A 22,386-nucleotide genomic window follows, 5' to 3' on the forward strand; every position below is an offset into this window, starting at 1 on the left:
GATCAGTGAGCCATTCACTGATTTTACTGGGCTGATTTTTTTTCCCACACTTTTTCGTGGAAGAAGAAAGCCACCGCCTGAACAGTGGGTTCCAATAAGCTTAATGCAATGGCCATCGTTAAACTGCCTGTTACAAAGTAGCCTACCAGCATTGCCACGGTGATGTGCATAATGTAGTAACTGAACGTCTTTTTTAAGGTTTTTTGGTTGCAGTCAACAAACCTTTGAATGTTCGCCATGGGAGAGCCTCTCAATCTTTGCCTTAGAATGCTTTAATAATAATGATTATCATTTAATAAGTAAAAGCGGATTTTGTTTTCTTTAGCATCGCTTTTGCAAATTATAAATTGAACCTTTGGAATTAAGGGGAAAGGGTATCTCGGTCAGATACATTTCCTGCAAGGTGAATGCAATGGACATTAAACATATAAAAAACCTTCTGGATATTTTTGAAGGAACCGTGGAACGGCGCTGCGCAATCTATGAAATCGCAGATGATGAAGATGATGAAAACAGGGCTGCTGCTGAATGCGGCGCAGCCAAAGCTGAACTCATCCGAGCCATTGAGCAGCTGGCGCAGCATCAAGAAGATTCATCGGCTTAATGCAGATTGTGCGGCGGCTGTCTGGGGCAATGCGCTGCATTCTGATGCGTTTTGGCTGTTGACGCACGGCATGGGCGCTGTGCAGGGGAAATTTGGCCTCAAAATCTGTGCGGCTGCATAGTTCAGCTGTAAAACTGGACAGAATACAGCTGAATAGCCGTTGATGACGGTTTGCAAATTGAGGGACAATCAGCCATGAAATGCATCGCGATCAGTTTTGGCCTATCGGGATGAGCTGCTGATAAAGATGCTTGAAGGAACCGAAATGGCCCGGATTATCCGCTGATGAGGACGGCTGTGGATCTGATCCACAGTCAGGGCAATAGGGCTTTAACTGATTGGGTTTTTCAGAACCACGGATATGCTATGTGCTCAGCTGAGGACGCGCAACGGACTTGCCAAAGTATTGTGAGGCGTTTGAGGCCTGTATGGTCATGGACGCTCTTAAGAAGGGTTGATGAAAAAATCATTCAGCATCCGCGCTTTTTCTATCCTTGATTAATTCTAAAAAGTTTTTAAATTAATAAAAATGATAAATTAGATTTATGTAAAAACGCAGTTATAATTAATTTAATGACAGAATTACCCAGTCCAGTGGAGCATATCGACATGGCAGGCGAAACCCCAAAAGCTAAAACATTATATGACAAATTGTGGGATGACCATTTAGTAAAACAACGAGATGATGGCTCTTCACTTTTGTATATCGACCGTCATTTATTGCATGAAGTGACCTCTCCGCAAGCCTTTGAAGGTCTGCAATTGGCCGGCCGCAAGCCGTGGCGCTTAAGCGCGAATGTGGCCACGCCAGACCATAATGTGCCGACCTCGAAAAAAGAGCGTTCTGAAGGCATTGCCGGCATTGAAGATGATACTTCACGCATTCAGGTGCAAACCTTGGATGACAACTGCAAAACCTTCAATGTGGTGCAGTTCGATATTAATGATGTGCGTCAGGGCATTGCGCATGTGGTGGGTCCAGAGCAAGGCTTGACTTTGCCGGGCATGACCGTAGTGTGCGGCGATTCGCATACTGCAACGCATGGCGCATTCGGCTGCTTGGCGCACGGCATCGGCACTTCAGAAGTTGAACATGTATTGGCGACCCAGTGCTTAGTGCAAAAGAAAATGAAGAACATGCTGGTGCGTGTTGACGGCAGATTAGGCCAAGGCGTGACATCCAAAGATGTAGTTTTAGCCATTATCGGCAAAATCGGCACCGCGGGCGGCACCGGTCATGCCATTGAATTTGGCGGCCAAGTGTTCCGGGATATGTCCATTGAAGGCCGCATGACGGTTTGCAATATGGCCATTGAAGGCGGCGCGCGCGTAGGCATGGTCGCTGTTGATGACAAGACCATTGAATATGTCAAAGGCCGTCCGTATGCGCCAACAGGCGAACAGTGGGATACTGCTGTGGAATACTGGAATACGCTGCATTCAGATGAAGGCGCTTACTTTGACACCGTTGTGGTGCTGCAGGGTGAAGAGATTGAGCCGCAAGTGTCTTGGGGCACTTCTCCTGAAATGGTGATTCCGGTGTCTCAGGCTGTGCCGACCTTAGAGCAGGCTAAAGATGACGTGCAGCGCAATGACTGGACACGCGCTTATCAGTATATGGGCTTAACTGCAGGCCAGGCATTGGCGGATATTCAGTTGGACCGCGTATTTATCGGCTCTTGCACCAACTCGCGTATTGAAGATATCCGCGCTGCGGCTGAAGTGGCGAAAGGCAAAAAAGTTGCTTCAAGCATTAAGCAAGCCATGGTGGTTCCAGGGTCGGGCTTGGTGAAAGCGCAGGCCGAAGCGGAAGGCTTGGATAAAATCTTAATTGAAGCCGGTTTTGAATGGCGTGAACCGGGCTGTTCGATGTGTTTGGCGATGAATGCCGACAAATTGCAGCCGGGCGAGCACTGCGCATCAACCTCAAACCGCAACTTCGAAGGCCGTCAAGGCAACGGCGGCCGGACGCACTTGGTGAGCCCTGCCATGGCGGCTGCAGCGGCAATTGCAGGCCATTTTGTTGATGTGCGTTCATTCTAATACGGGCGAAGAGGAGCAATTCAAAATGAAAAAATATACCGTTGAACAAGGTATTGTTGCACCATTAGACCGTGCCAATGTCGATACCGATTTAATTATTCCAAAACAGTTTTTGAAGTCCATTAAACGCACGGGTTTTGGCGACAATTTATTTGATGAACTGCGCTATCTGGATGAAGGCTTTTTAGGCCAGGACAATTCAAAACGCCCTAAAAACCCGGATTTTGCTTTGAATCAGCCGCGTTACCAAGGCGCAACGATCTTAATTTCCCGCGCTAATTTTGGCTGCGGTTCAAGCCGTGAGCATGCGCCGTGGGCATTGGAAGAATACGGTTTCCGTACGGTAATTGCGCCGAGCTATGCGGACATTTTTTTCAATAACAGTTTTAAAAACGGCATGCTGCCGGTGATCTTGCCTGAAGCGATTGTTGATCAGCTATTCAAAGAGTGTGCGGCAAGCGAAGGCTACCAGCTCACGATTGATTTGGCCGCGCAGGAAGTGCGTACGCCAAATGGTGAAGCGTTCAAATTTGAAGTGGATCCATTCCGCAAGCATTGCCTGTTAAACGGCTTGGATGATATTGGTTTGACTTTGCAGGCAGCGGATGATATCCGCGCTTATGAAGAAAAAACCAAGCAGGCCCGCCCTTGGGTTTTTGCGGAAATTCAGGGCTAAACCATTGTTGCATGGAGCTATAGTCATGCCGACGAAGACTTGTTAATATCGGTGAATAATTAAAGTCATATTTTGCCAAATTTTGTCAGGTTGGATTCGGGTCATGAATAAGCTTTTGGGACGATTTGCTTTGCTCGGGGCTTTGGCTGCCGCATTAACGGCATGTCAGAGTATAGATACTGCACAATTAAACAAAGTGAAAGAAACAGAAGGTACAAAAAGCCATGCGCAGATTTATTGTGCAGGCACGGAAGATTGTGAGTTTGAACGTTATGATCAAATTCGCATTTTGAATGCCGAAAATCAGCGTTTGGAAAAATCTGCCATAAAGTCCGGTCTTTTACGCCTTAAGCAGGATAAAAAACTGAAAGATCCAAATGCTTTGTATCTTTCAGTGCCCGCTGGATCGCATGAATTGGTTATTCGCTTTTATCCAATTTCTCAGGAGAAAGCGGAAAGCCTGCATGTGATTCACAAGTTTAAAGCTCAGCAGCGCTATACCTTTAAAATGTACAGAAACCGCAGCAAACAGCCCAGCAGTCTGCTGAACGCTTCTGCGCCAGAGCCGCTCTGTGTGGATTTAGTGCAGGAACAAAAAATTATTCGACGTTTCTGTAAGCCGTACAATGTCCTGAATGGGCTTGGCGAGTTTGTAGAGAAAAAATTGTAAATACTTGTCGGTTTATACTGACTTCATAAATGGAATCCCTCATGTCAAAACAAATCTTGATTTTAGCTGGCGACGGCATTGGCCCTGAAATTGTAAAAGCTGCAGAGCAGGTGTTGGCCCGCGTAAATGAGAAATTCAATTTGGATTTGACTTGGGAACAAGGTTTGCTGGGCGGCGCCGCAATTGATGAGCATGGTTCGCCGTACCCAGATGTAACTTCCGAACAGGCGAAAAAAGCCGATGCGATTCTGCTGGGCGCCGTGGGCGGTCCAAAATGGGATACGATTGAGCGCTCAATCCGTCCAGAGCGCGGCTTGCTGAAATTGCGCAGTGAATTGAATCTGTTCGCAAACTTGCGTCCAGCAATTTTATATCCGCAGCTGGCTGATGCTTCCAGTTTAAAGCCTGAAATTGTTGCGGGTCTGGATATTTTGATTGTCCGTGAATTGACGGGCGGCATTTACTTTGGCCAGCCTCGCGGTATCCGCGAATTGGAGAATGGCGAAAAGCAAGGTTTCAACACAGATGTATATTCAGAGTCTGAAATTAAGCGCATTGCCAAAGTCGCTTTTGAAATGGCCAATTTGCGCGGCGGCAAAGTCTGCTCAGTGGATAAAGCCAATGTGCTTGAAGTGACTGAATTGTGGAAACAAACCGTAACGGCAATGAAAGAGGCGCAATATCCTGAAATCAACTTGTCGCATATGTATGTCGACAATGCGGCAATGCAATTGGTGCGCGCGCCGAAGCAGTTTGACGTGATTGTAACCTCTAACTTATTCGGCGATATTCTGTCTGATGAAGCTGCCATGCTGACAGGTTCTATCGGCATGCTTCCTTCAGCTTCTTTGGATGAAAACGGCAAAGGCATGTACGAGCCATGCCATGGTTCAGCGCCGGATATCGCCGGTCAAAACCTGGCGAATCCATTAGCGACGATTCTGTCTGTTGCGATGATGCTCCGCTATACTTTCCGTGCAGAAGCGGCTGCCAAAGCGATTGAAGATGCTGTAGGCAATGTCTTGGATCAAGGCCTGCGTACAGCAGACATTATGTCTGAAGGCATGAATAAAGTAGGTACGGTGGAAATGGGCCAAGCGGTTGTCGCTGCATTGGACTAAGCCTTGCTGAGCACTATAGAAACGCAGCCTTTTGGCTGCGTTTTTTATGCAGACCATTTGGATCACGCTAAAATCCATGAATGCAAAACTCAACTTTCAGTATTTTATTGATTCTATGCAGCGCGGCGAACTAACAAGTCCGCCCTGTCAAATAAACAGCTTGAGCGATATTCTGTTTCAGCTGAAAACGGATTTGACAGCTTAAATTCACATCATAGCGGTCGGCGGCTGTGCTCGGGATTGGGACTGCGGAACCGGCGCCTAGGCCCATGGCCGGGTTTTGCGCCATAGGCACTGGAATGCTGACAGCGCGCGCAGCGCTATAGGTTAAGGTATTTCCGCTGAGAACGGGAGCGCCGGCCTGCTGATAGCCGATACGGCTTAAATCCAGCTGGCTGCGGATTTGGTCACTGCTTAAGCCAATGAACTGCTGCAGATAGGCTTCACGCTGTGAGGCATTCATCGTTGGGCTGGACATGCATCCATAAAGCGCGGACAGTACTGTCAGTAGCAGAAAAGATAACTGAAGTTTCATAAGATTGCTCCAGCAAATAAATTCATTTTAGGCAGAAGCTGGATCTTTTAGTGTTGTGATTTGATACACGGTAATTCAGACGATTGCCGGCGATATGGCTGACCTGAGGCCATATGCCTGCTTTCAATCAGAGGGCGTTAGCCTCATTATGGTGTGAAGTTAACACTTTTTAATTTTCTGCAGGGTGTATTCGCTTAAAAATATGCAGGACGCGTCCGTCATATTTTTAAGCGGGCTGCAATAATAAGAAATAGAGGATGCAGAACATGAAAAGAATAGCTTTGCTGCTGGGCAGCTTGTGGATAACTGGCGCGGCATTTGCGGATAACTGCGAACAGGCGAGAAACACTTATGATGATGTGTATTGTACCAATAAGCTGTATGCGAGCGCAGATGCGGAGCTGAATAAAAACTATCAGGCTTTGCGGGGCAAGCTGTCGGAAAGTCAGAAAAAAATTCTGAAAAAATCACAGCTGGCATGGATCAGCGAAAGGGATGCGCAGTGTACAACAGACACAGGAATTGATGTGCAGTGCAGGCTGAACACGACTCAAGAGCGCAATAACTGGCTGCGCGAACGGCTGCGCGAATGCGCGGCGATAGGCTGTAAAACCAATACGCTGTATTGAATTAAAAATGCGGCGATAAAAAAAAGCCACTGATGCAGTGGCTTTTCCGCTTTCGCTAAAACTTAACGCGCACGGTAAGTGATACGACCCTTAGTCAAGTCATAAGGTGTCATTTCAACTTTTACACTGTCGCCAGTCAAAATGCGGATATAGTGTTTACGCATTTTGCCAGAGATGTGGGCAATCACTTCATGACCGTTTTCTAAACGTACACGGAACATAGTATTAGGAAGCGTCTCGGTGACAACGCCTTCGAACTCGATGAGTTCCTCTTTATTGGCCATAGCCTACCTGAATGAATAAATTGGAAAGGCGCAAATTATAGTCAATTTTTTTGCTAAAAACAAGATGAAATGGGCGTCAGAATAATCATCTGCCATTTAAATAGGCGAACACTGCGGTTAAAATTTTTCTTCAAAAAAGCACTCCAGCATGTTGTCAGTTTGGTCAATCACAGTTAATCTAATTTGAATCTTTTTAGGTATAAATGAAGTACATACAAGGAAGGTTTTTGAGTGGGTCAGCTAACCGATGCATCCGTAGTACTGCGATTGGGTTACCAGGCGATTCGTCGAGCCGGTTTGCCAACAGAAGAAATATTAACAAAAGCAGGTGTGGCTTTAGGGCAGGTGGAAGCCAATGACCGCACGCCTTTAAATGCGCAATATGCTTTTTGGGTCGCTGCTGAAGAAGTCAGCAAGGATTCAGACATTGGCCTGCATTTGGGAGAACATTTGCCGCTTTACCGCGGCCAGGTGATTGAACATTTGTTTATTTCATCTGAAAATTTCGGTGAAGGCCTAAAGCGCGCTTTGGCTTATCAGCGTCTGATCAGCGATGCATTCCATGCTAAATTAGTGATTGAAGATGACCGCTGCTATTTGACCAACGGCGTACAGCCTTGGGCGGAAAATCTGGTCAACCGCCATTTTTCTGAATGCGCAATGTCTGGTGTACTGCGGTTTTTTAAATTTATTACGGAAGGTCGCTTTCAGCCGATTTATATTGACTTTAACTTCAGTCAAGGCGCGCCGGATGATGAATATTTCCGGGTGTATGAATGTCCAGTGAGCTTGGGGCAAAAAGAAACCCGCCTTTACTTTGATCCAGCGATTTTGGATTATCCATTATGGCAGGCCGAGCCTGAATTGCTGCAACTGCACGAACAGCTGGCAATTGAAAAGCTGCAGGAGTTGGCGCGTTATGATTTGGTTGGAGAGGTCCGCCGCGCGATTGGTTCAACGCTGGAAAGCGGAGAAACCACGCTGGAAACTGTGGCTGCCCAGCTGAATATTACGCCGCGGCGCTTGCGCACTCAACTGTCTGAAGCAAATACCAGTTTTCAGCAGATTCTGTCTGACTACCGCTGCCGTTTGGCGAAAAAACTTTTGGCCAATACTGCTGAAAGTGTAGAGCGGATTGTATATTTAACCGGATTCTCTGAGCCAAGCACTTTCTACCGCGCCTTTAAGCGCTGGACCAATGAAACCCCAGTGGAATATCGTAAGCGCAAGCAGCGTTAAGGTTGTTCTTCGATAGAATCCTCCTCCAACCCCTCCTTTAACAAAGGAGGGGAGTTCCTCTTATTTAAAAAATGGGGCTTTTCTAAACCCACGTTTTAAGATGAGGGATTGCTCCTCCCTTTATGAAAGGGGAGGCTGGGAGGGATTTTTTACTCAGGCATATTCAGCCAATGCGGCCCCAGTGGCGCTTTCGGCAGCTCAAACTGTTCCGGGTAATCGGCATGAATGAAATACAGCCCATCCGGCGCTGCTGTCACGCCGGCGGCTTTACGGTCTTTTGCTGCAAAAATTTCGTCAATATGGTCAACTTCATACATGCCCTGACCAATTTCCAGCAGGCATCCCATGATGTTGCGCACCATATGATGCAAAAAGCCGTCCGCCTGAATGTCCAAAACCAAATAGCAGCCGTGGCGGATTAAACGGCAGTGGCTAACATGGCGCACCGGCTGATTGGATTGGCAGGCAGCAGCTCGGAAGCTTTCAAAATTATGCGTGCCTTCAAACTTTTTCGCTGCCTGAATCATTTTATCTACATCCAGCGGGGCATACACGTGCGTCACCTGTTTATGCAATAAAGCTGGCCGCTGCGGATTGTTGTAGACCACATAGCGGTAACGCCGCGCCTGCGCCTTAAAGCGCGCATGGAAGTCTGACTCCATTTCCTTAATCCATTGAATGGAAATGTCTTTTGGCAGGATGCTGTTGGCGCCCATCATCCAGCCCCGAAGCGGGCGGATGGCTTCGGTATCAAAATGGGCGACCATATTAGTGGCATGCACGCCCGCATCAGTACGTCCAGCGCCATGTATTGCAATGGGTTCATTTGCGATTTGGCTGAGGATGTTTTCAAGTGTTTCTTGCACACTGGGCACGCCCGGCTGCTGAGTTTGCCAGCCTCTGTAATGTACGCCGCAAAATTCTATACCAATTGCAAAACGCTGCATATTTACCTCAGAGTATTGTTCAGTCCTGCCAATGTACAAGCCATTGGTCTACAGCATCGTATTGTAAATACATTTTTAACGCTTTTGCATAAAGATCTGCATGGCTGCTGCAATTGCTGATTAAAATTTTGGCGTCAGTAATCCATTGGCTGACGGCATAGCGCTGATCTATTCCGCCAAAGGGCACTTGTGTGGTGACAATGACTGCGCATCCTTGCTGCCTCAGCGCTTGCAATAGCGCGATGATGTCTGGGCTGACGGCAATGTTGCCTGTGCCAAAGCCTTGCAAAATAAGGACATGCGGCGGTTTGGAGGCAATTGCCTGCAGATTGGCAAAGAGCAGTTCAGGCGCTATGGGCTGCATCATCAGGCTCATGCAGTTAAAATGGCGCGCTTTTTTTATCAGCGGTTCATGCACTGCCAGCGGTTGCCAATCGGCATGGCATTCATTGTCTTCTGTTGAGCCTGCAAAAGCGTTGAGGGCCGTGGTATGCATTTTTAAGGAAGTTGATGCATGAATCAATTGATGATGAAATGCTAAGTAGACGCCAGGCGGCGCTTGTACTGCCGAGTCCAGTGCAAAGTTCAGGTTATCAATCGCATCCGTAAATTTACGGCTGTCAGATCCTTGTGCATTCAGCAGCGGGTATTGACTGCCGGTCAGCACGACATGCGCCAATTGGCCCATAAAGCGGGATAAGACGGCGCTGGCGTAGCTTAGGGTATCTGTGCCATGAATAATCACAAAATGCTGATACTGCTGTAGCTGTAAGTGCTGAACCTGTTCCAGCAGCTGCAGCCAGTCACTGGCAATGCACGCGCTGCTGTCCCGTATAACGGGCGCAGTAAAGCAGTCAATTTCAAGATGCAGAGGCAGAATATGCTGCAGCTTGGGGATAAACTGCTCCGCAGGCATTGGGCTTAGCGGTTCACCAATACAGCCAAAGGTGCCGCCCATGTAGATCAAGGCTATTTTTTTCATCATAAAAAAAGCAGTCAAGGATGACTGCTTTAGTTTAAATCGAATCGGGTTAAGATGCGATTTGATTCAGTAACAGATCTGCCTGCTGGCGCTGCTCAGTTGAATATTCGGTTTCTTTTTCTGCCAGCAGTTCACGGGCAGCATCGAAAGCGCCGAGTTTGATATATTGCTGGGCAAGTTCAAGATTAACCTCAATGTCATTGCTTTCAGCCAATGCTGGGAAGGATTGAATCAGCGGGTCGCTGCTGTCAGCAGGCGCTGCTGATGGAGAGCTGACGCTGCTGATATCAAAATTCACGCCTGTCTGTGCAGGCTTTGCAGCAGCAGGTGTTTCTGCAGCTGCTGCATCCAATGAATTCAGGTCAAAACTCAGCGGCGATGCGTTTTCAGGCTTTTCGACCGGCAGCGGCGCATCCACGGAGAATGAGAAATCTAAAGGCTGAATTTCTGCTTGAGCAGGCGCTTCCGGTTCAGTTTTGGCTGCAGGCGCTAAATTTAAGGAGAAATCTAGAGGTTGAATTTCTTCTTGGGCAGGCGCTTCCGGTTTGGCTTTGGCCGCAGGCGCCGCCTCTTCTAAAGAGAAAGAGCCAAAATCGATAGATGGCGCAGGCTCTTGCGCCGGAGTTGCGGCCTTAGGCGCGCTATCAAAAGAGAGATTAAACTCTAAGGGTTGAATCTCTTCAGCGGCCTGCTGCACTGGCTTTGGCGCTGTTGGTGGCTCAAGCTGTTCAAAAGCGAGATCTGCTTTAGGTTCAGCAGGTGCGGCAGATCCAGCCATTAATGCATCAAAATCAGCAGTATTTTGCGCTTTTGGCGCTGCAGCGGCAGGTTCTGGATTAATCGTTGGGCTGACAAAGGCAATCGCTTCATCCGACTTATGCTGTGATTTGTCAAATTCGGCTTTTTTCGCTTCCGCCTGCGCTAAAATATCATCCAGCTCTAATGAGCGCACATGATTGAGCAGCTGGCTGATGGCGAATTCATCTTTTTGCAGAATATGAATATCCAAAAGATACAAATACAGCTCATGCTGCGAGTTGTCTCTTTTCAGCACCTGATTAATTTGCGCTTCTGCAGAGAAGAAATTGCGCTCTTGAATCAAGCTTTCAATTTTATTGCGGGTTTCCGCAGACAGCGGCGTAGTCTGCTTTTTTTCGACTACTGAATCTTGAACAGCCTGTGTCTTATTTGGGGCAACTTTAGCTGATGAGCTGGCTTTTTTCGCCTTGCTTTTTTGTGTTGCCGTGGTTGCAGTGGATTTTTCAGAACCCTGTGCGTCTTGACGTTTTTTTAATACCACCAAAACGATCAGCAAGATCACAAATGGAATCACATACAGCATGTTATTACCCCTTGGGGATAGGGCGCAGAGAAAGTGCGCTCATCCTTTTAAATCATCATATGTAACTTTTTAGTTGATTGGCTTTTTCTCTGCCTGGCGTGCTTTCAGCTGTTGCTCAAGCTGCGCAAGACGAGTGTTTAATAATTGAATTCTATGATCCTTTTGATTTAGCGCCAATTCTAATTGGGTTACGTTTCTCTGTAATTTAACGGTTTTTTCACGAGATGTCATAACTTTTAATGATAACTCGTTCGAAGTTTGATTTTTTTCTGTGCTTTTATTTGCAGAAGCATGCGCTGAATCTTGCGTTTTCTCCGCTACCAGGCTCATTTCCGCTTCATTCAGGCGGTATTTGGTCTTGCCGGATTGCGTGGACGGCATCTGTTCCAGCGCGGCTGCGGAAATTTTCTGACGTTCCTTTGAAAGGGCAGCTCCATTCAAATTCAAAGCTGCGCCTCGTTTCAGCCGGTTGGAATCACCCTGAATGAACGCATGTGCATTGTTGGCTTTAATTTGCTTCATCACGTCGCCCACAGGACGGTTTTCAGTGGATGCGATACGTGAAGCAATGCCCCAGAGGGACTCATTCGATTGAACTACATATTTTTGCGCAGCAGGTTGCGGTGCTGGTTTTACGGACGGCGCATGTGCAGCGTCTTGCGGGCTTTTTACCGCTGTTGCAGGAGCTTTGAGTTGTGCAGCCTGCTGTTCCGCCGCATATTTTTGAACCAGCGGGTCATTGGAGACTTGCTTTTGCATAGCTTTGCCTTGCTGTGCTGCATGCACATTGGCATTATTTGACGCCAAGGCTGCAGGCGCGGCTTCAGCGGATACTGCAGGCTGCGGCACAGGTGCAGCGTTTATCGAGGGTGCGGAAAACGGCGCTGAAGCGCTATTTTTATCCATGCTCGGCGGCAGCGATGAACTTAAAGAAAGAAGGGTTTCTTTTGATTTTCCGGCGGTATTCGGCTTAAGCGCGGCATATTGGGCGCTGACAGGCAAATTCAGCGCAATGTCGCGCTCATTGCTGATGATTACCGGTGCAAGGGTACGTTCGTTGCGCGCAGCATTCATTTGCTGGCTGATTGGCATGCTGCGCTTAAGCGGTGTTTTGATATGCTGCAACCGTGAAGAATTGCCTTCACTGATTTTGACGATAATATTCAGTTCAGCATCGGTCAGCGGCCGCGATGATGTAATGGTAATCACGCCCGAACCAGAACTGTCTTTGCGGGTAAAGAAATTCAAATGGCCCGGAGGCTGATGCCCGGCACCTATTGCAATTAAGTCTTCGGCAGACGCTAAGCCGGCGCGAATAGACGCGTTCGGATCCGCATTGCGGAAATTGATTTCCGCATACAGGAGTTCCCCAGGTGCCGACTGAATTTGAATCGGGTCAAGTGTCATCGCATGAATGTTCTGCGATGCAATTATGGCTAAAATGGCGATCTTTAATTTGTTATATACATTCATCTTAATCTTTAGCTCAGGCGATGCCGCATAGCGAAAATGATAGATTAACGGCATGTTGAAGAATTGTAAAATAATTACAAGACTGCTACACAAAAAAGCCGATCAATTGAGATCGGCTTTTTATATTTTCAGATTAGGTACATGATGCTCATCATGTAAAATCAGGCATTCTTATAGTCGATTAAAATGCGCAGCATGCGGCGCAGCGGTTCAGCCGCGCCCCAAAGCAATTGGTCGCCGACCGTGAAGGCGCCCAGATACTCTTTACCCATGTTCAGCTTGCGCAGGCGGCCCACTGGAACAGACAAGGTGCCAGTGACTGCAACTGGCGTCAGATCCGTCATGGATGCTTCACGGGTATTTGGAATCACTTTTGCCCACTGGTTCGCGCTGCGTAACATATCTTCGATTTCATCCAGCGGAACGTCTTTTTTCAGCTTTAAAGTCAGGGCTTGCGAATGGCAGCGCATTGCGCCGATACGCACGCAGTGGCCATCAATAGGCACGATCTGCTGATTGCCAAGAATCTTGTTGGTTTCAACCTGACCTTTCCATTCTTCTTTCGACTGGCCGCTTTCCAGCTGCTTGTCGATGTACGGGATGAGAGATCCCGCTAAAGGCACGCCAAAGTTTGCGGAAGGGAAGCCTTCGCCACGCTGCAATTGCGCAATTTTAGAGTCGATGTCTAAAATTGGAGAACGCGGATCATCCAGCAAATCTTTAGTGTTGTTATATAAATAACCCATGCCGGAGATCAGTTCACGCATGTTTTGCGCGCCTGCACCCGATGCAGCTTGATAGGTCATTGAGGTTGCCCATTCCACCAAATTGTTTTGGAATAAACCGCCTAGGCCCATCAGCATTAAAGAGACTGTGCAGTTGCCGCCCACGAAAGTTTTCGTGCCTTTGACTAAGCCGTCTTTAATGACGTTCATGTTCACTGGGTCAAGCACGATGATCGCTTCATCATCCATGCGCAATGTAGATGCAGCGTCAATCCAGTAACCGTTCCAGCCTTCCGCTTTTAATTTAGGGAAAACGTCAGTGGTATAGTCACCGCCTTGGCAGGTAATAATGACATCCATTTGCTTCAGACTGCTAATGTCTGACGCATCCATAAGTGCTGGGGCGGTCTTGCCGCCAAACGCAGGCGCTTCACCGCCAGCATTACTGGTAGAAAAATAAAATGGCTCAAAATGAGCAAAATCATTTTCTTCAACCATACGTTGCATCAGGACGGAACCAACCATCCCGCGCCAACCGACCAGACCTACTTTCATGTCACTTTGCCTCGGTGCGTTAAAAATAAAAGGGGGTTCGAGTGTATCAAAAGAGCGCGCAACTGCAAGCGCTACAGAATGAAAACAGCAATTATATTGTGCAATATATCTTGTTTATGTTACATGCAAAATTGATATAAATTTATGAATCAATAAAAAATTAAGAATATAAAACGGAGGCGCCAATGATTTGGGTGGAAGTGCTGTCAGCGCTTGTAATTTGGCTCAGCGCCTGGTCATTGATCCGCCGCGATGAATGGTGGTTCCGCGGCGCGGATTTCCCGCGGCTGCAGATTTTGGCGCTGGGCATGCTTGCACTGATACTGATGCTGTTTTGGCCTGAACCTTGGGATATCTGGCGTGAAATCCTGTTAGTCGGGCTGATCGCCGCGCTTGCTTTTCAGCTGAAAATGGTGCTGCCCTATACTGTTCTTTGGAAAAAGCAGGTCAAGAAAGTCCGCGGGCATCAGCTGAATCCTGAGCGGCAAATCTCTGTGATTGTCTCTAATGTGTTAACGCCCAATCATCAATATCATTTGCTGCTTGCTGAAGTTGAAAAATATCAGCCGGACCTAGTGCTGACTTTAGAGTCGGACCTCCGCTGGGAACAGGCCTTGAGCGCGCTGGGAGATGACTATCCCTACCGCGTTGCAGTGCCGCTGAATAATCTGTACGGCATGCATTTATTCAGCCGGCTGCCGCTGCATGGCACGCAGGTCAAATTCATTTTAAGCGATGAGATCCCGTCTATCCATACCGCTGTGACTTTGCGTTCCGGCGAGACTGTACAGCTGTACTGCCTGCACCCGAAGCCGCCCAGCCCAACAGAAGCAAAGGATTCCACCCTGCGCGATGCTGAGCTACTGATCGTCGGCGACCAGATCAAAGATCTGGATGAAAGCTGCATTGTGATGGGGGACTTAAATGATGTAGCGTGGTCGCGCACCACACGCCTTTTTCAGCGCATCAGCGGCCTGCTGGACCCAAGGGTGGGGCGGTATTTCGTGAATACCTTTCATGCGGATTACCCTGTATTGCGCTGGTCGCTGGATCATATATTTCACAGCACCGATTTTGCTTTGGTCAAAATGAAGCGCTTAGCTCACGTAGGTTCAGATCATTTTCCTGTATATGTCTCACTGCAAACCGGCCGTGTGTTTGCACAGATACAGCAAGAGCTGGAGCAAAGCGATGCGGATGAACGGGAAGCGCAGGAGGCGATACAGGCAGGTATTGAAAAAGCGGAGAAAGAGGAAAAAATAGTGACCGATGACATTGCGCAGGACTATAAGGACGGCACGAAGGCGCCTTGAGCGGCTCTGCGATTTTAAGAGAAAAGTGTAAGAAATAGCTTACATTGATTTCGGCTGATGGCGCATAGGCAAGCTTTAGAAAACCGCCTATCCTACATTCATCGGCAAATGGAACAGGGAACGGATTATCCCGCTAAGGAAGACTGCGCCGATGGCAATCATCATGGATATGATGCAGGAAAGGAAAGCCACCCGAAAAGAATAATAAGACTTGTGAAAGCACAACCTCATCAACCCGAGTTTTGCAGGATGCAGAACTCGGGTTTGGTCTATCTGCAGGTCGCATTTTTTGCTTTGCATTTGGCGCCCGGCATTTTAGAGTAGGGCGCAGAACAACGAAATGAAAAAATAAGAGAGTTTTATGAGCACCTCCATGCTTTATGAATGGTGCACCGCCTTTCTTCAATGGACACAGTTGTCCCATGATGCTTTGCTGATTTATCTGGGTGCGCTGCTGTTTTTCTTGATCGCCTTTTTTCATCAGCGCCAATTGAAATCCAATTATGCTGTATGGGCTGTGATTCTTGCCGCCGTTGCATTCGAGCTGTTCGGCGCGCGCCACGATATTTTAGACAGAGGCTATTGGAAGGTAGGCTCCAGCTTGCGTGATATTGTGAATATGATTTTGATGCCGCTGCTGATTTGGCTGATGGCGAAATATCGGGTATGGAAGGGGTGAAATCCGGTCAAAATGCTGAGCGGAAAGTCTGTTCATTGCCTGAGAGACGCCGGTCAGAATGGAAAGGCAGCACTTGATTTAAGCGCTGCCCCGGGCTTCCCTGCTTTTAATCTTTGCCGGATACTTGTTTGTACAGCGCAAGCGTCTGATCACACATGTCTTTTAAGCTGAACATGCTGACGGGGGCAACCTGCTGCGGCGCATCAATATGCTGTTTCACCGCGCTGAGCAAAGCGCTTTGATCGTCAACTGCAATTAAGCCTTGCGGATAAATATGGGATAAAATTTCTGCAACACCGCCGCGGTTCCAGCCAATCACGGGTGTGCCTACTGACAGCGCTTCTAAGGCGGTGCGGCCAAAAGTTTCCGCCTGATTAGACAAGGACAGCACAGCATTACTCAAAGCCAGCCATTCGCGGATATCGGAACGGTGGCCGGTGAAGGTAATTTTATCACTCAGGCCTTTGGCCTGAATGCTGTCATGCATTTCTTTTAAATAGGCCGCCTTTTTCGGGTCAGCGCCGCCGATGACGACAGCATGCAGCTGCGGGTAGTGCGGATGCAATTGCTGCATCAAGGCAATTAAGGTTTCATGGCCTTTCAGGCGGGTAATGCGGCCAGGCAGGCAGATCAGGAATTTGTTTTCCAATTCTGGAAAATCTTTAAAAGTCTGATTGAGCCATTGCGTGGATGGCTGATAGCCGTGCGGAAATGCCTGCGGGTCAATGCCGCGGTAAATGCGCACAATATCTTCTGGCGGGCAGTTTCTGTAGTTGTCCTTGATGTATTGCACCACGCTGTCGGATACCGCAATGACTTTTTCCGCTTGGGTCATAATTTGACTGTAGCGGTTAATGGAGTAAAAGCCATGTACTGTACTGATGAGATGCGGGCGCTGATTTGCTGGCATGCCGTTGAGCGCAAAGTGCGCCAGCCATGCCGGAACTCGTGAGCGCACGTGCAGGATATCCGGCTGATGCTGCGCAATCAGTTTGCGCAGCGGGCGGATTTGCCAAAGAGAGGACAGCGCTTTTTTATGGATAGGCAGGGTTAAGTGGGTTGAGCCCTCAGCTTCCAGCTGAGCCACCATGCGTCCGCCGTTCGATACCACCAAGGACTCATGGCCATCGGCAATCAGCGCGCGGGCAATTTCTAAAGTGCCGCGTTCCACACCGCCGCTGTTCAGTTCAGGCAAAAGCTGCATCACTTTCATTGCGTGTCTCTCTCTGTTTTTTGTCAGGACTATGAGTGTGTTGAGTAAAACTCAGTAAATTTCATCAAAGCCTTCTGGGCGGGTTTTAAAGCGGCGGTGAAACCACATGTATTGCGTCGGCGCAATCCGCAGCTGGTTTTCGATGATTTTATTGACGCGTATCGCATCGGCAACTTCATCTTCGCTGGGGAAGTGATCTAAAGCGGGCTCAAGGCGGACATGGTAGCGCGGGTCTTTAATATCGCCATCGCGGTAAAAATAGAGGGGAACCGCTACGGCTTTCGAGATTTTCATTAAACGGCGGTGCGCAGTCACCGTGGCTGCAGGTACGCCAAAAAATGGCGCCATCACGCCTTGCTTTAAACCGAAGTCCTGATCGGGGCTATACCAGATGGCGTGGCCATTTTTTAACTGGCGAATCAGCCCGCGCATATCATCATGATCAATTTGATGTTCATAAATGGTTGCGCGGCAGCGGTAAATCAGCATGTCCAAGAGCGGATTGTTTTGCGGGCGGTAGACCACGCCTAATTTGAAAAACTGATCACAGAGATAACCGCCCGCATCAAGAAGCGTTGAATGTGTGCCTAGCAATAACACACCTTGACCTTCTGCCTGCGCCTTTTGAAGATGCTCTAAGCCTTCGATGCTGAAGCGGCCTTTAAACCAATACGGGCAATACCAGGCATTCAAGGTTTCAAAGATGCCAATCATCTGGTCAATAAAAACTTGGCGGGTGTTGTCCTGTACTTGCGCTGCAGACCATTCAGGAAAGCATACTTCAAGATTGCGGGCTGCGGTTTTTCGGCGTGATTTTAAATGCTTAAAAGCCGTCTCGCCCAAGAAGACAGCCAGGCGGTACTGCAGCGCCCACGGCAAAAGCGCTAAAATCATCAGGAAAACAATGCCGATCCAAATGCCCCAATATTGCGGCAATAGAAAGGACCATTGAAAGGCGCCGGGCTGATAATCTGGCTTTTGACTCATAAGCACTAAATCAAATTTTTAAAAATAAGGCACAGTCTAGCATGAAGCTGAAATAAAAAAGAAAGTTCAGGCAGAACTGGGCGCCCGGCTTAGCCTTTGACTAAACCGCCATCCACAATTAAGTTTTGGCCTGTGACCGCGCGTGAATAGGGCGACAGGAACATCATGATGGCGGATGCAAATTCTTCAGGCGTCGTGACGCGGCGCAGCGGGGTAGCGGCCGCAATCATCTCAAATACCGCATCCGGAGTGGCTTTGCTGGCATCCGTGGCCTGCAGCAGGCCGCCCGACAGCATATTGACATTAATGCCGAACTGCCCCAAGTCCTGCGCTGCGGTGCGGGTAAACGCCAAGAGCGCCGCTTTGGCTGCGGTGTAGTCATGGTAAGGCACAACGGGGTTCTGAACCAAGTTGGTGCCGATATTGATAATGCGCCCGAATCCAGCCTGTTTCATATCATCCAAAGCGGCCTGTGTCGTATTGATGGCGGCCAGCACAGCGCCATCAAACTGCTGCAGCATGGTTTCAGCGGTCAGGTCTTCGACTTTGGGGCGGGCATCGCCATTGAATTCGAAGCGGATCAGGGCATTATTCACCACCGAGGTGATGGCGGCGCCAAAATGATTTTTTGCAGCGGCAAATAGGCGCAATACCTGTGCTTTATCGGTGACATCGGCTTGGCAGGCAAAGACTTGCTGCGGGTGCTGCTGGGCTAATTGTTCCGCTTGGGCTTTGCTGGCGTGGTAATTCACCACGACGCGCGCGCCTTCAGCAATTAAGCCTTGGCTGATGGCCAAGCCCAAACCGCGAGCGCCGCCTGTGACTAAGACCACTTGGTCATGAATTTGCATCTCTATAAGCCCGAATAAACGATTTATTTGAAACCTTAGCAAGCTTTAAAAACAAATGCCAAATGAAAATTTAAGTGCTGTAAATGATCTTCACCTTTCTGCGGAAGAAGGGGCTGCGGAAGCGGAGAGTGCAGCAGCTGCAAGCAAAGCGGTTAAAAACTCAAAGTCAAAAAAGCCGTCAAAGTGACGGCTTTTTTGCGGGGGAAATTTAGCCTTTGGCCATATTTTCAAGTTCTTCCAGCCGTTCCATTTTTTCCAGCATTTGATCATCAATTTCTGCAAGGCGCTGCGAGGCTTTCGCTGCCGCGCCTGCATCCGTGATAAACCAGGAGCCGTCGGCCAATTTTTCTGACAGCTGCGCCTGTTCTTTTTCCAGCGCTTCTATTTCAGCAGGCAGCTGATCCAAAGCGCGCTGATCTTTATAGCTGAGCTTGACTTTTTTAGCAGGCGCTGCGTTTGCTTCAGCTTTCGCCGCTGCTTTTTTCACAGCACTTTTTTGATCAACCGCAGTTTGGTCTGGTCGCTGTTGTAAGTAATCTTGGTAACCACCGATGTATTCATCGATATTGCCTTTACCATCGAACACCCAAGTTGAGGTTACCACGTTATCCATAAAGGCACGGTCATGCGAAATAAGCAGTAAGGTACCTTTGTAGTCAGACAACATTTCTTCTAGCAGCTCTAGTGTCACCATATCCAAGTCATTGGTGGGTTCGTCCATCACGATTAAGTTGGACGGCTTCAGCAGCAGCTTGGCTAACAGGATACGGTTGCGCTCACCGCCTGAAAGGGCTTTGACTGGTGTGCGCGCACGTTCTGGTGAGAACAGGAAATCTTGCAAATAGCTATAAATGTGGCGGCGGTTGCCATTCACATCGACATGGTCAGAACCTTCTGACACATTATCTTTGACTGATTTTTCAAGGTCGAGAGCATTACGCAATTGGTCGAAGTAGGCCACTTCCAATTGCGTACCGGTTTTCACCGTACCGGTATGTTCCTGTTCGCCTAAAATGGCTTTAATAAGGGTAGTTTTACCGACACCGTTGTCACCGACAAGACCAATACGGTCACCGCGCAGCACCAATGCAGAGAAGTCTTTGATGATCGGCGCACCATGGCCAAAGCGAACGCTTAAGTTTTCAATTTCAAAGACCACTTTACCTGAACGGCTGGCGTCCTGTGTTGCCATGCTGACTTTGCCTTGCTGCGAACGACGCGCTTTCGACTGTTCACGCAATTCTTTTAAGGCGCGTACACGGCCTTCATTACGGGTACGGCGCGCTTTAATGCCTTGGCGAATCCACACTTCTTCTTCAGCCAAGCGTTTATCAAACAGCGCATTCTGCTTCTCCTCCGCTTCCATTTGCTGCGCTTTCAGCTCAAGGTAACGTGAGTAGTTGCCTTCATAGCTGCGCAGGGTGCCGCGGTCGAGTTCTACAATTCGAGTCGCAATGCTGTCCACAAATGAACGGTCATGCGAGATGAACAGTAAAGTTAAATTATTTTGATCGAGTAAAAACTTCTCGAGCCATTCAATACTTTCAACGTCCAAATGGTTGGTTGGTTCGTCCAGTAATAGTACATCGGGTTGGGTAAGGAGAGCTCGAGCAAGCAGCACACGGCGCTTACGGCCACCGGATAAATCGGCCAAATCGGCATCCGGGTCTAGGCCCATTTTGCTTAAGATCGAGTTCACTTTAGTTTCTAAAGCCCAGCCATCCAGCTGATCTAGTTTGTGCTGCAGCTCACCCATGCGGTCGCAGGCGTCCATATCACCCAATACGCAAGCGTCACTGGCTTCATGATAGGCTCTGAGCACTTCGGCGGCTTCGCCTGCGCCATCGGCCACAATATCCGCGACTTTGCCCGAGTCCATCGGCACGTCCTGCGCCAGCATGGAAATGGTGATACCGTTTTGCAGCGAAACTTCGCCTGAATCAGGCAATAAGCTTCCCTCAATCAGTTTAAGTAAAGTAGACTTGCCTTCACCATTACGGCCAATTAAACACACCCGTTCACCGCGCTCTAATGAAAAGTTCGCGCCGTCGAGCAGGGCCGGTCCACCAAACGCAAGTTGGACATCCCTTAAAGTAATATAGGCCATAATGTTTCCTGAAAAATCTCAAATGAGGACTTGAAGTGTCTAAACAACAAAATATTGATAATCAAGCGCCATTGTCCGCACCCATTGAAGATTTGCAAGTCCGAATTGCATTTTTAGATGATTTAGTTGATCAGCTGAATGATCAGGTTGCGCGCCAGAGCATTGAAATTGCTGATTTAAGGGCGCAAATGCAGCTGATTTACCAGCGCATAGAATCTGCCGACTTATCTGAAGGCATTGCGGCTTTTGATCCCATGACCAACCGCCCGCCGCATTATTGATTGCAGGCCTTGGTTCATTGGAGAATGACTGGAAAAAGCCTTTTAGTTATTGACCTTTTTACATCGAACCGCTGTAATGCACAGCAACCGCTATCTGCCAAACAGTTCTCCCTTTATGACCGCTAAAGCCGTACTGCTCGATCTTGAAAACAATATGCCGACAGCGCAATTGCTGAGAGATGTGACTGAACACTATCCTGTGCTGTATTTATTTAATTGCCAAGGGAAATTTGAATATGCTTTGGAAGATTTAACGGAATTTTCCAGCTGGATCAGCAGCGGTCAAATCGTCATTTTAGATACTCCGGAAGCCCCGCAGAAAGAATTTGAATATGCAGTAGTAGTCGGGCAGTTAATGGTGCTTCTGGATGCGGACACTCATGTTGAAGTCATTTCTGCAGCGGCAGGCAGCAAGATGCTGCTGGAAATGATGCAAGGTTCCAATATCAGCTGCAGCCTGATTCAGATTCAGCCTGAACAGCAGGCGGCATCTGAGCGCCCGAAATATAAAATCCCAAGTTTGCATACAATTAAAGCCACGCCGCATCTGCAAATGGTGAAAAAATATTGTGATGCCATGGTTCAGGCCGCTGGAAAGCCAAATACTCTGGAATCGTTAAAAAATTCGGTGGCGAATATTCTGCAGCTGCTGCCGGAAAATGCGCAGCAGGTGGTCGGCATGCTGATCAACTTGAAAATTGTGAAGCGCGATGACGGTCATGTAAATTTCCGCAAAAAAGTCCTCAAACACTGGGCGCAGTTAAATTTAGACGCAGATGCTGCGCCATTGCAGCACAATATGCAGGATGCTTTTGCCCAGCTGAATTTACCGCAGCGCAGCGCGGATGAGGCAGAGCCTGCAGTGCAGAATCCGCAGCAGAATTTATATGCCAATTTTCAGAAAGTTGATCCTGTGCAGCTGGAAGTGATTAAGAAACTGCATGAATTAAAACAGGAAAAACCTAAAGATATTTATGCGCTGCGGGACCTGCTGGAACAGCTGTTTCCAAAATCAGACATTCGCCTGCTGCTGAAAGAGTTGATTGATAAAGGCTATATTTATTGGAATGGTCACGAAGTGCTCTATAGCCACGAGATGTTCTTGAATTAATTTTTGTCGCCACAACTTG

The 22,386-nt window shown here is 48.2% G+C and carries 24 protein-coding genes; 12 read left to right on the plus strand and 12 right to left on the minus strand.

Features of this window, described 5'->3' with window-relative positions:
- Window positions 1–23: 23 nt before the first annotated feature.
- Window positions 24–239, minus strand: a complete 216-nt coding sequence (locus tag OKC24_RS05355) for a DUF2061 domain-containing protein (RefSeq protein WP_005007218.1) — start codon at window positions 237–239, stop codon at window positions 24–26.
- A 173-nt stretch (window positions 240–412) separates the two neighbouring features.
- Here OKC24_RS05355 and OKC24_RS05360 point away from each other — a divergent pair, with 173 nt between their 5' ends.
- The 5 genes from OKC24_RS05360 (at window position 413) to leuB (ending at window position 5,114) form a co-directional block, all read left to right on the plus strand.
- Window positions 413–604, plus strand: coding sequence for a hypothetical protein (locus OKC24_RS05360; protein ID WP_005007222.1), 192 nt, complete (start codon window positions 413–415; stop codon window positions 602–604).
- A 609-nt stretch (window positions 605–1,213) separates the two neighbouring features.
- On the plus strand, window positions 1,214–2,647 hold the full coding sequence (leuC, locus tag OKC24_RS05365; RefSeq protein ID WP_130143859.1) for a 3-isopropylmalate dehydratase large subunit: 1,434 nt from the start codon (window positions 1,214–1,216) through the stop codon (window positions 2,645–2,647).
- Window positions 2,648–2,672: 25 nt separating this feature from the next.
- On the plus strand, window positions 2,673–3,323 hold the full coding sequence (gene leuD, locus OKC24_RS05370; protein WP_130143755.1) for a 3-isopropylmalate dehydratase small subunit: 651 nt from the start codon (window positions 2,673–2,675) through the stop codon (window positions 3,321–3,323).
- A gap of 103 nt (window positions 3,324–3,426) precedes the next feature.
- Window positions 3,427–3,993 (plus strand): hypothetical protein, encoded by a 567-nt coding sequence (locus tag OKC24_RS05375; protein ID WP_130143754.1) that lies wholly within the window; start codon window positions 3,427–3,429, stop codon window positions 3,991–3,993.
- 41 nt (window positions 3,994–4,034) lie between these two features.
- The gene (leuB, locus tag OKC24_RS05380; RefSeq protein ID WP_130143753.1) at window positions 4,035–5,114 is read left to right on the plus strand and encodes a 3-isopropylmalate dehydrogenase; all 1,080 of its coding nucleotides are present in this window, start codon (window positions 4,035–4,037) and stop codon (window positions 5,112–5,114) included.
- 130 nt (window positions 5,115–5,244) lie between these two features.
- Here leuB and OKC24_RS05385 read toward each other — a convergent pair whose 3' ends face one another.
- The gene (locus OKC24_RS05385; RefSeq protein ID WP_130143752.1) at window positions 5,245–5,649 is read right to left on the minus strand and encodes a hypothetical protein; all 405 of its coding nucleotides are present in this window, start codon (window positions 5,647–5,649) and stop codon (window positions 5,245–5,247) included.
- A gap of 266 nt (window positions 5,650–5,915) precedes the next feature.
- Between OKC24_RS05385 and OKC24_RS05390 the strand changes: the two genes are divergently transcribed.
- Window positions 5,916–6,278 carry a lysozyme inhibitor LprI family protein gene (locus tag OKC24_RS05390; protein WP_130143751.1) on the plus strand — a complete coding sequence of 121 codons (363 nt, stop codon included), beginning with the start codon at window positions 5,916–5,918 and terminating at the stop codon, window positions 6,276–6,278.
- Window positions 6,279–6,340: 62 nt separating this feature from the next.
- On the opposite strand, the gene infA is transcribed toward OKC24_RS05390, so the two are convergent.
- A complete protein-coding gene (infA, locus tag OKC24_RS05395; RefSeq protein WP_001284370.1) occupies window positions 6,341–6,562 on the minus strand; it encodes a translation initiation factor IF-1 in 222 nt (73 codons plus the stop codon).
- Between the two features lie 231 nt (window positions 6,563–6,793).
- On the opposite strand from infA, the gene OKC24_RS05400 reads away from it, so the two are divergent.
- Window positions 6,794–7,801, plus strand: a complete 1,008-nt coding sequence (locus tag OKC24_RS05400) for an AraC family transcriptional regulator (RefSeq protein WP_005007236.1) — start codon at window positions 6,794–6,796, stop codon at window positions 7,799–7,801.
- Window positions 7,802–7,950: 149 nt separating this feature from the next.
- On the opposite strand, the gene truA is transcribed toward OKC24_RS05400, so the two are convergent.
- The 5 genes from truA to asd all read right to left on the minus strand — a co-directional run bounded on the left by truA (window position 7,951) and on the right by asd (window position 13,825).
- The gene (gene truA, locus OKC24_RS05405; RefSeq protein WP_130143749.1) at window positions 7,951–8,748 is read right to left on the minus strand and encodes a tRNA pseudouridine(38-40) synthase TruA; all 798 of its coding nucleotides are present in this window, start codon (window positions 8,746–8,748) and stop codon (window positions 7,951–7,953) included.
- 19 nt (window positions 8,749–8,767) lie between these two features.
- A complete protein-coding gene (locus OKC24_RS05410; protein WP_130143858.1) occupies window positions 8,768–9,733 on the minus strand; it encodes an asparaginase domain-containing protein in 966 nt (321 codons plus the stop codon).
- A gap of 46 nt (window positions 9,734–9,779) precedes the next feature.
- Window positions 9,780–11,072, minus strand: coding sequence for a T4P machinery localization factor FimV (fimV, locus tag OKC24_RS05415; protein WP_130143748.1), 1,293 nt, complete (start codon window positions 11,070–11,072; stop codon window positions 9,780–9,782).
- 69 nt (window positions 11,073–11,141) lie between these two features.
- The gene (locus OKC24_RS05420) at window positions 11,142–12,545 is read right to left on the minus strand and encodes a type IV pilus assembly protein FimV (protein WP_130143747.1); all 1,404 of its coding nucleotides are present in this window, start codon (window positions 12,543–12,545) and stop codon (window positions 11,142–11,144) included.
- Between the two features lie 161 nt (window positions 12,546–12,706).
- Entirely contained in the window at window positions 12,707–13,825 is a 1,119-nt protein-coding gene (gene asd / locus OKC24_RS05425) for an aspartate-semialdehyde dehydrogenase (RefSeq protein ID WP_131276207.1), read from the minus strand.
- Window positions 13,826–14,010: 185 nt separating this feature from the next.
- Between asd and OKC24_RS05430 the strand changes: the two genes are divergently transcribed.
- The 3 genes from OKC24_RS05430 to OKC24_RS05440 are packed head-to-tail and all read left to right on the plus strand — an operon-like array spanning window position 14,011 to window position 15,817.
- Window positions 14,011–15,138 carry an endonuclease/exonuclease/phosphatase family protein gene (locus OKC24_RS05430; protein ID WP_131276206.1) on the plus strand — a complete coding sequence of 376 codons (1,128 nt, stop codon included), beginning with the start codon at window positions 14,011–14,013 and terminating at the stop codon, window positions 15,136–15,138.
- Between the two features lie 57 nt (window positions 15,139–15,195).
- On the plus strand, window positions 15,196–15,462 hold the full coding sequence (locus OKC24_RS05435) for a hypothetical protein (RefSeq protein WP_131276205.1): 267 nt from the start codon (window positions 15,196–15,198) through the stop codon (window positions 15,460–15,462).
- Between the two features lie 37 nt (window positions 15,463–15,499).
- Window positions 15,500–15,817 carry a hypothetical protein gene (locus OKC24_RS05440; protein ID WP_130143743.1) on the plus strand — a complete coding sequence of 106 codons (318 nt, stop codon included), beginning with the start codon at window positions 15,500–15,502 and terminating at the stop codon, window positions 15,815–15,817.
- Between the two features lie 106 nt (window positions 15,818–15,923).
- On the opposite strand, the gene OKC24_RS05445 is transcribed toward OKC24_RS05440, so the two are convergent.
- From OKC24_RS05445 to abc-f, 4 genes are all read right to left on the minus strand, one after another.
- The gene (locus OKC24_RS05445; RefSeq protein ID WP_130143742.1) at window positions 15,924–17,030 is read right to left on the minus strand and encodes a glycosyltransferase family 4 protein; all 1,107 of its coding nucleotides are present in this window, start codon (window positions 17,028–17,030) and stop codon (window positions 15,924–15,926) included.
- 51 nt (window positions 17,031–17,081) lie between these two features.
- Window positions 17,082–18,017: an LpxL/LpxP family acyltransferase gene (locus OKC24_RS05450; protein ID WP_131276204.1), complete on the minus strand. Its 936-nt coding sequence runs from the start codon at window positions 18,015–18,017 to the stop codon at window positions 17,082–17,084.
- Between the two features lie 89 nt (window positions 18,018–18,106).
- Complete coding sequence (locus OKC24_RS05455; RefSeq protein ID WP_130143740.1) at window positions 18,107–18,868, minus strand: 3-oxoacyl-ACP reductase; 762 nt, start codon at window positions 18,866–18,868, stop codon at window positions 18,107–18,109.
- A gap of 208 nt (window positions 18,869–19,076) precedes the next feature.
- A complete protein-coding gene (gene abc-f / locus OKC24_RS05460) occupies window positions 19,077–20,975 on the minus strand; it encodes a ribosomal protection-like ABC-F family protein (protein WP_130143739.1) in 1,899 nt (632 codons plus the stop codon).
- A 35-nt stretch (window positions 20,976–21,010) separates the two neighbouring features.
- Here abc-f and OKC24_RS05465 point away from each other — a divergent pair, with 35 nt between their 5' ends.
- Both OKC24_RS05465 and OKC24_RS05470 read left to right on the plus strand, forming a co-directional pair.
- Window positions 21,011–21,256, plus strand: a complete 246-nt coding sequence (locus OKC24_RS05465) for a SlyX family protein (protein ID WP_005007264.1) — start codon at window positions 21,011–21,013, stop codon at window positions 21,254–21,256.
- A 115-nt stretch (window positions 21,257–21,371) separates the two neighbouring features.
- A complete protein-coding gene (locus tag OKC24_RS05470; RefSeq protein ID WP_130143857.1) occupies window positions 21,372–22,367 on the plus strand; it encodes a hypothetical protein in 996 nt (331 codons plus the stop codon).
- The last annotated feature ends 19 nt before the right edge of the window (window positions 22,368–22,386 follow it).

Source organism: Acinetobacter entericus (assembly GCF_026168575.1).
GTDB classification, from domain to species: Bacteria; Pseudomonadota; Gammaproteobacteria; order Pseudomonadales; family Moraxellaceae; genus Acinetobacter; species Acinetobacter bouvetii.

Bases quoted from the DNA above. Each gene is read 5' to 3' on its own strand.
- OKC24_RS05355 (WP_005007218.1), bottom strand. From the start codon at position 239: ATGGCGAACATTCAAAGGTTTGTTGACTGCAACCAAAAAACCTTAAAA.
- OKC24_RS05360 (WP_005007222.1), top strand. From the start codon at position 413: ATGGACATTAAACATATAAAAAACCTTCTGGATATTTTTGAAGGAACC.
- leuC (WP_130143859.1), top strand. From the start codon at position 1,214: ATGGCAGGCGAAACCCCAAAAGCTAAAACATTATATGACAAATTGTGG.
- leuD (WP_130143755.1), top strand. From the start codon at position 2,673: ATGAAAAAATATACCGTTGAACAAGGTATTGTTGCACCATTAGACCGT.
- OKC24_RS05375 (WP_130143754.1), top strand. From the start codon at position 3,427: ATGAATAAGCTTTTGGGACGATTTGCTTTGCTCGGGGCTTTGGCTGCC.
- leuB (WP_130143753.1), top strand. From the start codon at position 4,035: ATGTCAAAACAAATCTTGATTTTAGCTGGCGACGGCATTGGCCCTGAA.
- OKC24_RS05385 (WP_130143752.1), bottom strand. From the start codon at position 5,649: ATGAAACTTCAGTTATCTTTTCTGCTACTGACAGTACTGTCCGCGCTT.
- OKC24_RS05390 (WP_130143751.1), top strand. From the start codon at position 5,916: ATGAAAAGAATAGCTTTGCTGCTGGGCAGCTTGTGGATAACTGGCGCG.
- infA (WP_001284370.1), bottom strand. From the start codon at position 6,562: ATGGCCAATAAAGAGGAACTCATCGAGTTCGAAGGCGTTGTCACCGAG.
- truA (WP_130143749.1), bottom strand. From the start codon at position 8,748: ATGCAGCGTTTTGCAATTGGTATAGAATTTTGCGGCGTACATTACAGA.
- OKC24_RS05410 (WP_130143858.1), bottom strand. From the start codon at position 9,733: ATGATGAAAAAAATAGCCTTGATCTACATGGGCGGCACCTTTGGCTGT.
- fimV (WP_130143748.1), bottom strand. From the start codon at position 11,072: ATGCTGTATGTGATTCCATTTGTGATCTTGCTGATCGTTTTGGTGGTA.
- OKC24_RS05420 (WP_130143747.1), bottom strand. From the start codon at position 12,545: ATGAATGTATATAACAAATTAAAGATCGCCATTTTAGCCATAATTGCA.
- asd (WP_131276207.1), bottom strand. From the start codon at position 13,825: ATGAAAGTAGGTCTGGTCGGTTGGCGCGGGATGGTTGGTTCCGTCCTG.
- OKC24_RS05430 (WP_131276206.1), top strand. From the start codon at position 14,011: ATGATTTGGGTGGAAGTGCTGTCAGCGCTTGTAATTTGGCTCAGCGCC.
- OKC24_RS05435 (WP_131276205.1), top strand. From the start codon at position 15,196: ATGGCGCATAGGCAAGCTTTAGAAAACCGCCTATCCTACATTCATCGG.
- OKC24_RS05440 (WP_130143743.1), top strand. From the start codon at position 15,500: ATGAGCACCTCCATGCTTTATGAATGGTGCACCGCCTTTCTTCAATGG.
- OKC24_RS05445 (WP_130143742.1), bottom strand. From the start codon at position 17,030: ATGAAAGTGATGCAGCTTTTGCCTGAACTGAACAGCGGCGGTGTGGAA.
- OKC24_RS05450 (WP_131276204.1), bottom strand. From the start codon at position 18,017: ATGAGTCAAAAGCCAGATTATCAGCCCGGCGCCTTTCAATGGTCCTTT.
- OKC24_RS05455 (WP_130143740.1), bottom strand. From the start codon at position 18,868: ATGCAAATTCATGACCAAGTGGTCTTAGTCACAGGCGGCGCTCGCGGT.
- abc-f (WP_130143739.1), bottom strand. From the start codon at position 20,975: ATGGCCTATATTACTTTAAGGGATGTCCAACTTGCGTTTGGTGGACCG.
- OKC24_RS05470 (WP_130143857.1), top strand. From the start codon at position 21,372: ATGACCGCTAAAGCCGTACTGCTCGATCTTGAAAACAATATGCCGACA.